9 protein-coding genes, 1 tRNA gene and 1 pseudogene are annotated in these 12283 nt (G+C 55.4%); 4 read left to right on the top strand and 7 right to left on the bottom strand.

Translation table 11 applies throughout. The features are described 5' to 3' along the window. Nucleotides 1-188 precede the first annotated feature (188 nt). From nqrF to GOW16_RS13070, 6 genes are read right to left on the bottom strand one after another with little or no spacing between them, the layout of a single operon-like run. Complete coding sequence (gene nqrF, locus GOW16_RS13095) at nt 189-1412, bottom strand: NADH:ubiquinone reductase (Na(+)-transporting) subunit F (protein WP_170415663.1); 1224 nt, start codon at nt 1410-1412, stop codon at nt 189-191. Nucleotides 1413-1424: 12 nt separating this feature from the next. Further along, complete coding sequence (nqrE, locus tag GOW16_RS13090; RefSeq protein WP_010441340.1) at nt 1425-2033, bottom strand: NADH:ubiquinone reductase (Na(+)-transporting) subunit E; 609 nt, start codon at nt 2031-2033, stop codon at nt 1425-1427. Beyond that, nucleotides 2033-2686, bottom strand: coding sequence for an NADH:ubiquinone reductase (Na(+)-transporting) subunit D (locus tag GOW16_RS13085; protein ID WP_170415660.1), 654 nt, complete (start codon nt 2684-2686; stop codon nt 2033-2035). Before GOW16_RS13085 ends, nqrE begins: the two co-directional genes overlap by 1 nt. Beyond that, on the bottom strand, nt 2686-3501 hold the full coding sequence (locus GOW16_RS13080; RefSeq protein WP_170415658.1) for a Na(+)-translocating NADH-quinone reductase subunit C: 816 nt from the start codon (nt 3499-3501) through the stop codon (nt 2686-2688). The genes GOW16_RS13085 and GOW16_RS13080 overlap by 1 nt, the downstream gene beginning before the upstream one ends. Beyond that, the gene (locus GOW16_RS13075; RefSeq protein ID WP_170415656.1) at nt 3494-4702 is read right to left on the bottom strand and encodes an NADH:ubiquinone reductase (Na(+)-transporting) subunit B; all 1209 of its coding nucleotides are present in this window, start codon (nt 4700-4702) and stop codon (nt 3494-3496) included. Before GOW16_RS13075 ends, GOW16_RS13080 begins: the two co-directional genes overlap by 8 nt. A 5-nt stretch (nt 4703-4707) precedes the next feature. Next, the gene (locus GOW16_RS13070) at nt 4708-6051 is read right to left on the bottom strand and encodes a Na(+)-translocating NADH-quinone reductase subunit A (RefSeq protein WP_170415654.1); all 1344 of its coding nucleotides are present in this window, start codon (nt 6049-6051) and stop codon (nt 4708-4710) included. A gap of 288 nt (nt 6052-6339) precedes the next feature. On the opposite strand from GOW16_RS13070, the gene GOW16_RS13065 reads away from it, so the two are divergent. Together GOW16_RS13065 and GOW16_RS13060 are read left to right on the top strand one after the other, a co-directional pair. Beyond that, on the top strand, nt 6340-7455 hold the full coding sequence (locus GOW16_RS13065) for a THUMP domain-containing class I SAM-dependent RNA methyltransferase (protein WP_170415652.1): 1116 nt from the start codon (nt 6340-6342) through the stop codon (nt 7453-7455). A 94-nt stretch (nt 7456-7549) separates the two neighbouring features. Continuing rightward, a tRNA-Pro gene (locus GOW16_RS13060) sits at nt 7550-7626 on the top strand. A gap of 106 nt (nt 7627-7732) precedes the next feature. On the opposite strand, the pseudogene GOW16_RS22790 reads toward GOW16_RS13060, so the two are convergent. Continuing rightward, nucleotides 7733-8106: pseudogene (locus GOW16_RS22790) on the bottom strand (transposase); the annotation flags it as partial. 386 nt (nt 8107-8492) lie between these two features. Here GOW16_RS22790 and GOW16_RS13055 point away from each other — a divergent pair. Both GOW16_RS13055 and GOW16_RS13050 read left to right on the top strand, forming a co-directional pair. Beyond that, complete coding sequence (locus GOW16_RS13055) at nt 8493-10844, top strand: Orn/Lys/Arg decarboxylase N-terminal domain-containing protein (RefSeq protein ID WP_170415650.1); 2352 nt, start codon at nt 8493-8495, stop codon at nt 10842-10844. A 77-nt stretch (nt 10845-10921) separates the two neighbouring features. Next, entirely contained in the window at nt 10922-12280 is a 1359-nt protein-coding gene (locus GOW16_RS13050; protein ID WP_217354611.1) for an amino acid permease, read from the top strand. Nucleotides 12281-12283: the final 3 nt, after the last annotated feature.

The raw sequence follows: 12283 nt of genomic DNA, 5'->3' as shown, positions 1-12283 counted from the left end.
AAGAAAGTCCTTTGATCTTATCTGACCGTAAGCATGGGCGATGACCTGTTATCGTAATGGGTAAGGCAGAAGACTCATATCCGGATGACGGCGGATTTACTCAAGACTCAGGTCGTCGATCCACGGTAACACGTCTATGAGCCCCCCCCCAAAAAAACCGGCGCTAATCAGCGCCGGTTTTTTGTCAATTACCCGCCGAAATCGTCCAGCATGATATCTTCGCGGTCCACACCCAGATCCAGCAGCATGTTGATAACCGACTGGTTCATGATCGGTGGGCCACACATATAGAACTCACAGTCCTCTGGCGCAGGGTGGTTCTTGAGATACTCTTCAAACAGGACGTTGTGGATAAAACCGGTGTAGCCTTTCCAATCGTCCTCGGGCTGTGCATCTGACAGGGCGACATGCCATTCGAAGTTGTCGAATTCCTTGGCCAGATTATCGAAGTCCTCGACAAAGAACATCTCTTTCTTCGAGCGCGCGCCGTACCAGAAACTGATCTTGCGGTTGCGGTTCTCAAGGCGCTTGAGTTGGTCAAAGATGTGGCTGCGCATCGGTGCCATACCGGCACCACCACCGATGAAGACCATCTCTTTCTCGGTTTCGCGGGCAAAGAACTCACCGAACGGACCCGAGATCGTGACCTTGTCGCCCGGCTTCAGGTTGAAGATATAAGACGACATCTGACCGGCAGGGATACCTTCCGATCCCGGAGGCGGCGAAGCAACCCGGACGTTCAGCATGATCATGCCCTTTTCGTCTGGATAGTTAGCCATTGAATAGGCACGCTCGATTGGTTCGCTCACAACCGACTCGTACTGCCAAAGGTTAAAGCGATCCCAGTCCTCGCGGTACTCTTCCTCGACGTCGAAATCAGTGTATTTTAACGCATGCGCAGGCGCTTCAATCTGGATGTAGCCGCCGGCGCGGAAATTCACATCCTCGCCTTCCGGTAGATCCAGCGTCAGCGCCTTGATGAAGGTTGCCACGTTTTCATTCGAGCGGACGGTACATTCCCATTTCTTGACGCCGAAGACCTCTTCAGGAACTTCGATATCCATATCCTGTTTAACGGCCACCTGACAGGAGAGGCGGTCGCCGCAGGCAGCTTCACGCTTGGTGATGTGGCTTTCTTCGGTCGGCAAGATAGACCCACCACCCGAATGCACACGCACACGGCACTGCGCACAGGTACCACCACCACCACAAGCAGAGGGAACGAACAGTTTCTCAGCCGCCAGTGTTTGCAGCAGTTTGCCGCCCGCAGGAACCGAGATGGTTTTCTCGCCGTTAATAGTGATGTTCACGTCACCGGTCGACACCAGTTTCGAACGAGCTGCCATAATGATGGCAACCAGTGCGATAACAATCAGGGTAAAAAGGACGACGCCCAGGCTAAAAGTTTCCATGCGAGCCTCCCCTTACAGCTTCACGCCCGAGAAGGACATGAAGGCCATCGCCATCAGTCCCGCGGTGATGAAGGTAATACCTAGACCCTGCAGACCATCCGGAATGTCCGAGTACTTCAGCTTTTCGCGCACACCAGCCATTGCAGTGATCGCCAGCGCCCAACCAAAGCCAGAAGACAGACCATAGGTTGCGGCTTCGGCGAAGTTATAGTCACGCTCAACCATGAACAGAGACCCACCCAGGATGGCGCAGTTCACCGTGATCAGCGGCAGGAAGATTCCCAGCGCGTTGTAGAGCGGAGGGAAGTACTTATCCAAGACCATCTCAAGGATCTGAACCATCGCCGCAATCACGCCGATATACGAGATCAGGCCGAGGAAGGTCAGGTCCACATCGGGGAAACCAGCCCAAGCCAGCGCGCCCGGCTTCAGCAGATAGCTGAGCAGCAGGTTGTTCGTCGGCACGGTGATCGCCTGAACGACCATCACCGAAATACCCAGACCCAGTGCGGTCGAAATCTTCTTGGACACGGCGATGAAGGTACACATGCCGAGAAAGAAGCTAAGCGCGAGGTTTTCAACAAAGATGGCCTTCACGGCCAGTGAAATCAGACCTTCCATCAGTGGGCCTCTACCTGCTGAATTTTGTATTCACGTTCTTCGACCTGGTTCGGCTTCCATGTGCGGAAGGCCCAGATGATCAGACCGATGATAAAGAACGCGGACGGTGGCAGCAGCAGCATGCCGTTGGGCACGTACCAGCCACCATTGTTGACGGTTTCCAGAATTGTGACGCCAAACAGTGAACCGTTCCCGAACAACTCGCGGATGAAACCAACCAGCAGCAGGATCAGGCCATAGCCCATGCCGTTGCCCATACCGTCGATGAACGACGCGACCGGCGGGTTCTTCATCGCAAACGCTTCGGCGCGGCCCATCACGATACAGTTGGTGATGATCAGGCCGACGAAAACCGACAGGGTTTTCGAAATCTCAAAAGCGTAGGCCTTAAGGATCTGGTCCACCAGGATCACCAGAGAGGCGATGATCACCATCTGCACGATGATCCGGATCGAACCCGGGATCTGGTTGCGCAGGCACGAGATGAAGAAGGACGAGAACGACGTCACGAAGATCACCGCCAGCGCCATCACCATCGACACCTGCAGCGACGAGGTCACCGCCAGCGCCGAACAGATACCCAGCACCTGCAGGGTAATCGGGTTGTTGTCGACAAGCGGGTCGACCAGCATCTCTTTCTTGGTCTGGGACATCAAATCTCTCCTGCTTGCAGTTTGGCCAGGAAAGGAGCGTAGCCCGCATCACCCATCCAGAATTTAACCAGGTTATCGACACCTACCGAGGTCAGCGTCGCGCCGGCCAGCGCATCTACATAGAAGTCGGGACCTGCAGTTGGCTGGGACTTTGATACGGTGATCTGCAGATCACCCGCATCATCCCGCAGTTTCTTGCCATTCCACAGTGCTTTCCAGCGGGGGTTGTCCACCTCAGCACCCAGACCCGGCGTTTCACCGTGCTGATAGAACTGAAGGCCGTAGATATCGTTCCCGTTGTTTTCCAGCGCGATAAAGCCATAGAGCGTCGACCACAGACCATAGCCGTGCAGTGGCAGGATCACTTTGTCCAACGCACCGGAATCGTCGCGCAACAGGTAGACGACGCGGTACAATGCCTTGCGGCCAATGCCCGCCGGGTCATCATTCAGCGCAACGCTCAGTTCCGGGTCACTTGCCGCGGCCAGATCGTCGAAGGTTGCCGGATCAAATTGATCGTCAACAAATGCGCCCGTCGACAGCTCAAGAACGTGCGGCTCGAACGCGGCGAAAGCCTCGGAGACATCGGTGCCAGGTTCGTAGACACCGGCAACCTGCAGAACGTTGATCTGTTTGTCTTTTAATGCGTTGGCTTCCTGAACCGGGCGCAGGCTAACGGCCGCGGCGGACACCACCATTGAAGCCACCAGACAGACCGCGACGGCGATAAAGATCGTTTTACCGACCGAGTCCGGCGAGGCCGCCAGAAACTTGGCAATCGCGCCCTTGGGTTCTGGGGATTGCGTATCAGACATGGCGACGCGCCCTCCGTTTGATGTTTGCCTGAACGACGAAATAATCGATCAGCGGTGCAAAGACGTTACCGAACAGGATTGCCAGCATCATGCCTTCGGGGAAAGCGGGGTTCACCACACGGATCAACACAACCATGATACCAATCAGTGCGCCGTAGATATAGCGACCCATGTTAGTGTGGCTGGCCGAAACAGGCTCAGTCACCATGAAGGCCAGACCGAAGGCGTAACCGCCGACGACGACATGCCAGTACCAGGGCATCGCGAACATCGGGTTGGTGTCCGACCCAATCAGGTTGAACAGCAAGGTAAGACCTATGGTGCCTGCCAGACAGCCGACAATCAGGCGGAAATTGGCAATGCGCGTCATCAACAGAAATGCCAGACCGATCATACAGGCCAGCGTCGAGGTCTCACCAAAGCTACCCTGCATCTGACCCAGAAACGCGTTCCACCAGGTAAGTCCCTCGGTGGCCAATGCCTGATACCCTTCCGAGGCGGAAACGGACAATGCCGTTGCGCCCGAAAAGCCATCAACCGGGGTCCAGACCGTGTCACCCGACATATTCGCCGGATAAGCAAAGTACAGGAACGCTCGACCGACAAGCGCAGGATTCAGGAAGTTTTTGCCAGTACCGCCAAAGACTTCCTTACCGATGACCACACCGAAGATGATGCCCAACGCAACCTGCCAAAGCGGCGTGGATGCGGGCATGATCAGCGTGTAAAGCATTGAGGTTACAAGGAAACCTTCATTCACCTCGTGTCCACGGACGGTCGCAAAGATAACCTCGAAGATACCACCAGCGACCAGAGTGACGATGTAAATCGGTAGGAAATACATCAACCCGTGAATCACATTGGCAAAGATGCTGTTCGGGTTCAGTGAGATACCGAACATCTGCAGGATGGCAATCCGCCAACCTGTTGCAGAATCCGGACCAAGCGCGGCAATGGCCGAGTTCGCCTGGTATCCGGTATTGTACATTCCCCAAAGGATACATGGGATCGTGGCGATCACGACATAAGTCATGATCCGCTTCATATCCACATAAGACCGCGCATGGGGTGCAACGGTGGTTACGGTTTTCGGAGTGTAGATGAAGCTTTCGACCATCTCGTAGATGGGGAAATACTTCTCGTACTTGCCGCCCTTGGTAAAGTTCGGCTCGATCCGGTCAAAGAAGTTGCGCAAACCCATTCGGATCAGCCCTCCTTTTCAATCTTTGTCAGGCAGTCGCGCAGCGCCAGCCCATATTCATATTTCGCCGGACAGGCAAAGCCAACGAGGCCAAGGTCCTCTTCGTCCAGCTCCAGCGCACCCAGTGCCTGTGCGGTATCCGTGTCCATGACCAGCAAAGCGCGCAGCAACTGTGTCGGTAAATAATCCTGCGGCATCAGTTGTTCGAACGTGCCGGTCGGCACCATCGCACGACGCCCGCCATTCAGGTTCGACGTGAAGGCAAACAGTTTTTTGGCAAAGGCCGAACCCAGTACAGGCTGAACCGCATATTTCGATGGCATCGGAAGGATCCAGCCCAGCGTATGCTGATCATGGTCTTCGCGGATGATGCTGATCTGACGCGCGAAACGGCCCAGATAGGCTTGTGCCCCCTCAGCATGACGGCCCGACAGGATCGAGCCCGAGATCACACGGGCCGTGCCGTCCACATTGATTTCGTCACGGGTAAGATCATCGGTCGATGCCCCCATGACGGTGCGGATCAGGCGCGGCTGGCGCGCGCCGGGACCGGACAGGGCAATCACGATGTTCGGGTCCAGATGACCCGTCTGCATCAGACGGCCAATTGCGATGATATCCTGATAGCCGATCGTCCAAACCTGTTTTTCACCGGCCAGTGGCTCAAGGAAGTGGATGTGCGTTCCTGCCAGACCGGCAGGGTGCGGTCCGGAAAACGCTGCCGCTTCGACACCCGGAACGTCGGCGCCCGGAAGGGCGTTGCCCTCTTTTTGGCACAGATACGTCTTACCCTCGGTCAGCTTGGCCACAGCGTTCAGGCCGGCAGCAAAGGCGTCACCTGCATCTTGAATAATGATTGCAGCATCAGCGGCCAGAGGCTCGCTATCCATCGCCGTGACGAAAATCGCCGCGGGCTTTGTTCCCGGTGCGGGGATCTTTGAGTAAGGACGCGTACGGAATGCTGTCCACAAACCAGCAGCGCAAAGGCGTTCCGTCACGCCCTCGGCGGTATCGGCGTTGCCCACACCAGAGAAATCCAGCCCTGCATCGTTGGGGTCAGAGACTTCGATCACGACGCTCTGCAATACCCGACGTGCGCCACGGTTGATGGCCACGACCTTGCCACTGAGCGGGGCAACCATCATCGCTTCGGGCACGTCCTTGTGGCAAAACAGCGGTGTCCCCCGCTGGACCTCTTCACCCTCCTGAACCAGCATACGTGGTTTTAGGCCCAGATAATCTGCCCCCAATACCCCTACTGAACTGAATTCAGGACCTGGTTGAATCGTCTGCTCTGGTGCGCCCTGCACCGGCAATTCCAACCCTTTTTTCAGTTTGAAAGTTTGCATGTCGCTACTGTCTTCCAAGCCTCTTTCCTGCAACACATCATTCCTGCCACCGTATAGTGGCACAAAACGATCTGTATGTGGGAGCCTGCGAGCAAAAAAGGCGCATTGCACCCGTTTTCGTTCCAAGCTTCGTTTTGATCACGGACCCTTTACGCGGGGACGCTGCCAAAGGCAAACCCGTTACCGCTGAAATTGCCGATAAATTGTCAATTTAACTTGAAGGCGTGCATTTTAGACCTGCTGATTTTGCGTATCGCCCCCGCAACACTTCCGGTGTAAGCACCGAGGATGGAACCAAACGACGATTTTGAGATTTTTCTGGTGGCAACGCCCGGCCTCGAAGCCCCACTGCATGCGGAAGCGGTCGAGCAGGGATTCGCAAATGCAAAACCGTCGCCCGGCGGCGTGACTTGTCGCGGTGGCTGGCCGGAAGCCTGGCGCGCCAACCTTTGCTTGCGTGGTGCGAACAAGGTACTGGTGCGATTGAGCGGGTTTCCCGCTGTACACCTGGCACAGCTGGACAAACGAGCCAGAAAGTTTCCCTGGGCAGATTTTCTGCGCCCTGATGTTCCGGTCAAAGTCGAAGCTATTAGTCGCAAATCCAGAATATATCACGCGGGCGCCGCCCGTCAGCGTATCGAACGGGCGATAACCGAGACTTTGGGCGCACCCATTTCATCCGATGCGACCGTACGCGTCATTTTGCGCATCGAAAAGGATCTGTGCACCTTTTCGGTCGACAGTTCGGGCGAGCCACTGCACAAGCGTGGCCACAAACCAGCCATCGCCAAGGCCCCGATGCGCGAAACGATGGCTGCGATGTTCTTGCGAGAATGCGACTTCGAAGGGACCGAGCCCGTTCTGGACCCGATGTGCGGCTCCGGCACCTTTGTCATCGAGGCCGCCGAAATCGCACTGGGATTGCAACCCGGCCGATCACGCAGCTTTGCCTTTGAAAACTTGCCGAGTTTCGACCCGGTCCTTTGGTCCTCGATGCGCCAGCAAAAGCCAGTCGCATACTCCGACGTGATTTTTCATGGCTCAGACCGCAACGGCGGAGCGATTGAGGCATCGACCAAAAACGCCGCCCGCGCCGGAGTTTCTGAACTCACCAGGTTTCAGACGCACTCAGTCAGCGACATAAAACCCCCGTCAGGACCTTCGGGTCTTGTTATCGTCAATCCGCCCTATGGTGCGCGGATCGGGGATGAAAAACGCCTGCGCTCCGTTTACGGCAGTCTGGGTAAGGTACTGCAATCCAGATTTAAAGGCTGGCGTGTCGGCATCGTCACCAGCAACCCAAGCCTGGCCCGATCCACCCGCCTGCCGCTGCTTCCCCCCGGACCAGTTGTGGACCACGGCGGCACAAAGATCCGGCTGTATCGAACCGAAGTGCTGACCTGAAGCGAGGCTCGGGAAAGTAGAGCCAATTCGTGCAACCGACACGAAAAAGCCCCTTGCACATCCAAATATGCAGGTATAGATCACGCGCCACGGTCGGAGTGTAGCTCAGCCTGGTAGAGCACTGTCTTCGGGAGGCAGGGGTCGGAGGTTCGAATCCTCTCACTCCGACCAATACAATCAACCAATTAGTCAGGAATGAGCGGTACAGCTATCGCCGCATACCCGGAGTTAGCCCGGATTATTCTGTTTTCAAAGTCTGGATTCCGCCGAGGAGGTGGCCACTCGTGTCGGTCACGGCATGCAGCTTTGTGTTTATACCACTTTTGGTTCGCCCTTTCAGACGTCCACGGTCGCCGTTTTGAGCCACAAGCTGGAAGCCGTACGGGGCGCCCTGCAATCGGCTGCGTCAATTGAGATCGTCTTGCTACCCAGTTCTGCGGCAGCCAGCCCTGTCATAATGCGCGCAAAGACACCCATGTCATTCCATCGCTTCCAGCGATTTTTGAGCGTGTTCCGTGGGCTGCATTCATTGGGGGAGCCAAACTAGCTCAAGCCACTGCGATTGATGAAGGCAACACCACTTAGAACCCGTCGATCACCGACGCGCCGCACACCATGGCTTTTCGAAAGGTATGGTCGCAGCCGCGCCATTTTATCTTCGCTCACCCAGAAAGGATTACTCGTTTAACCGACATTCGCCGGGACCGCGAAGCCCCGATCTGGGCGACCCTGCATATGCCAGGCGAAATAGTCATCGGAGACGAGATGCTTTGACCGTTTACACTGGGTCATAACTGACTGCCGCTTCGAACTCGAACATAAGCCCGAAGCACACCAACCGCGTCGCACTCAGCAGGGCCATCGGAAGTGAAACCCTGTTGGAGGCCAGCAACAAATCGTTGGAAATTGTTGCAAGTTAACTGGAATGCAGGCAGCGTTGAATGAATTGCAAGAAATATTTGTGCCCCCAAGGTCATCCGTTCGTGAAAACGTCACACGAGGCAATGGATAGTACCTCCTAAAGCAGGAGCCATGTCATGGAATACAATAGGCTTTTTCAGTTGTTTGTTGTTCACAGCGAAGTTGAAGATGAAACAGTTTCCGGACGGTTGTTACGGGCAATAATACGCGCAGTGCGTGAGCGCGGCTATGAAGTGTTGACAGCGCAGTCTACAGAACAGGCCAAGTTTCAAATTCAGAATGATGCCTCCATTGCATGTTTTTTGATTGGCTGGGATGGCGGCGACCAAGGCCTGAACAGCGAAGAAATATTGGAATGCATCCGCCATCGGGGGCTGGAGGCCCCCGTTTTTCTGCTGACTGAAAGGCATCGGATTTCGGACCTGACAGACCACATACTAGAGCAAATTCGGGGCACGGTGTTCCCGCAGGAAGATACGCCTGATTTTATCGCAAAATATGTCCTTCGGGCCTACCGTGAGTACGTTGAGGGGCTGAAAACACCCTTTTTCGGCGGCATGATCGACTATGTCGAGGCGGGAAATCAGATGTGGCTCGCCCCGGGCCACAATGGCGGCATCTTCTACGAGAAAAGCCCTATTGGTCGTGTCCTGTTCGACTATCTGGGTGAGAATTTCTGGCGCGCGGATTTCAATTTTGTACCGGATCTGGGGGACATTTTCGGGCCAACCGGGCCATTCCTTAAGGCCGAGCAGCAGGCCGCCGAAATCTTCGGTGCGGATCGCACGTATTTTGTTTTGAACGGAAGCTCGACCTCGAACAAGATGGTCAACGGCTCATTGGTGGCGCCTGGTGATCTGGTTTTGTTCGATCGCAACAACCACAAATCTCATCACCATTCGGCTTTGATGCTGAACGGTGGTATTCCGATCTATCTGCCCGATGACCGAAACTCGTTCGGTATGGTGGGGCCCATCGAATTTGACGCTTTGGACGAAGACAAACTGCGACAGCAGATCCGGGACAACCCGCTGGTCACTGATCCGGATGCCTGGAAAAAGGACCGGCCATTTCGGGTCGCCTTGCTTGAGAACTGCACCTATGACGGCACCATCTATCAGGTTGAAACGATCCGTGAAAAGCTTGGGCATCTGTGCGATTATCTGCTGTTTGACGAAGCCTGGGGTGGGTTCATGCGGTTCCACCCGATCTATCAGAACCGATATGCCATGGGCTTGGAAAATCTGGGAACAGATGATCCCGGAGTGTTTGCAGTGCAGTCCACGCACAAGCAACTCGCGGGGATGTCGCAGGCCTCACAGTTCCATGTGAAGGACAATCACCTCAAGGGACTGGACCGGCGCGTCAATCACAAGCGGATCAATGAAATTTTCATGATGCACACCTCGACTTCGCCATTCTATCCCATGTACGCCTCGCTTGATGTCGGCGCCCAGATGATGAAAGGCAAAAACGGCACATTCTTGTGGGACGAGGCGCTGCGCCTCGGCATCGACATTCGAAAAAAAGCTCGGGAACTCGCGCACGGCTTCAGGGAAGACGATAGCGATCCCAGGAAAAACTGGTTCTTCGATCCGTTTGTGCCCGACAAGGTCACAATCGCGAACTCTGCCCATTGCGAGAATATGACCGACACCACCTGGGAGAAACTGCCAACTGATGTGCTGGTCAATGAGCAGCAATGCTGGTGGTTCCGCGAGGGGGCGGACTGGCATGGCTACACTCGGATCGTAGACGGCTATGCCATGGTCGATCCGACAAAGATGTTGTTCCTGACACCCGGCGTAGATCGGAAGACAGGCAATTACCAGGATTGGGGCATACCTGCTGCGATTTTGGGTGCATTCTTGCGAAGCCGTGGCATCGTTCCGGAAAAGACAGATTTCAATTCCATCCTTTTCTTGCTGACACCGGGTCTGGAACGCAGCAAGGCGGGTACATTGCTGGCTGAATTTGTCAGCTTCAAGCGTTTGTTCGACGCGAATGCTCTGGTTGAAGAGGTTTTGCCCGATCTGATACGGGATTTTTCTGAACACTATTCGGGCATGCATATTCAGGAACTCGCGCAGGGTCTCCACGATCTATACAAAAGACGCGATGCCAAGGCTTTGCAGAAAAAGCAGTTTCAGCAAGCGCATTTCCCGGAACTAGCGATGAGCCCGCATGACGCACACAGCGCGTTCATTGCCAATCACGCCGACTATGTTCCGATGTCCGAAGTCAAAGGCAGGGTGGCGGCCACGTTGGCGCTGGTTTATCCGCCCGGTATCGGCGTCGTTGTTCCCGGCGAGCGTTATGATGATCGCGCACAGCCACAAATCGACTACTTTATGCTGTTTGAGGAAACCGAAAACCTGTTTCCCGGTTTCGAGAACGAAGTTCAGGGTGTCTATCGCGAAGAAGTGGACGGGGCGATCCGCTATTACACATATGTTGTCAGGGAATAAATCCGTGGAACCCGGTGTGTCCTGAGTTACAATCCCCTGAAATTCCAAGGGTTATCTACAGATAACGCGGAGGTTCCTTGACCACGGGAAATCAACCCACGGACAATATCGCTGACGTAACAGCCGGTCCCAAATCCCTTGGGGTCTGGACCTGTACGGCACTGGTTGTCGGAAATGTCGTTGGATCGGGGTTCTTTTTAGCGCCTGCTGCACTAGCACCGTACGGATCTGTGGCCGTGATCGGATGGATCATTATGTCCATTGGCGCGCTGTGTCTGGGTCTGGTGTTTGCCCGACTTAGCCGGATTGCGCCCGAAACCGGCGGACCTTACGCTTATGCCCGGCTGGGGTTTGGGGATTTCGCCGGTTTTCTTGTGGCTTGGGGGTATTGGATTTCGATCTGGGCAGCATTGCCAGCCATCGCCATTGCCGCGACCGATTATCTGCAGGTCTTCCTACCTGCGATCAAGGGGTCGCCCGGCCTAAAGGCCGTCATTTCGCTTGGGTTGATCATCGGCGTGGCTTGCTTAAATCTTGCGGGCACAAAAGAGGCGGGGCGGTTTCAGCTGATCGTTGTTGGCCTGAAGCTGATCCCGTTCATGGCCGTATCCTTCCTGGGCTTGTTCTGGGTAGATTGGAGTCAGTTTGCACCCATTAACCCTACGCCCATGTCGTTTTTCCTGGCTTTGGCCGCGACAGCGCCGTTCATCATGTTCGCTTTTTCCGGTGTCGAATCCGCCACAGTTCCGGCCGGAGATGTCAAAAACCCGCAAAAAACAATCGCGATCGCCACCATCGCAGGAACCTTGATAGCCGCCGCGTTGTATACCTTTGGAACTCTTTCGGTGATGGGGGTGATGGGCCGATCAGCCCTGGAACAGTCCAGCGCGCCGTTTTCTGATGCTGCGGGCCTGATGTGGGGAAGCTGGGCCGGCTATGTCATTGCCGCCGCGGCGGTGCTGTCCTCGCTTGCCGCTCTCAACGGTTGGACCATGGTCATGGGGATGGTGCCGCTGGCGGCAGCGCGTCATGGTTTGCTGCCGCCTGTATTTGCCAAACTGAACAACAAGAACGTCCCGTCCAAAGGCATCATCATTTCGGTCACACTCGCTGTGGCAACGCTGATGCTGCAATCGTCCGGGTCCAAGGCCCTGATCAGCATCTATGAGTTTGTGGTGCGCCTGTCGACGGTTGCCGACATGGTACCCTACGTATTCTGCTGTTTCGCCGAAGCGATCATTCTGTTGGTATTGGGTAGACGTCAGGGATACCTGAACCCAAAAACATATCTGCCGGTAGCCGGGATTGCGTTTCTGTTCTCGATGGTCACGATTTTCGGCGCCGGAGCCGAAGCAGCTATGTGGGGGCTGCTACTGCTGCTTACCGGACTACCGGTCTACGTCTTGATCCGGACAAAGTGGACAGGCGGGAACTGAGAA

Source organism: Ruegeria atlantica (genome assembly GCF_013033965.1).
GTDB lineage: Bacteria > Pseudomonadota > Alphaproteobacteria > Rhodobacterales > Rhodobacteraceae > Ruegeria > Ruegeria atlantica_D.
The sequence above is the reverse complement of the archived record's forward strand: the minus strand, read 5'-3'. Positions and strand labels throughout refer to the sequence as shown.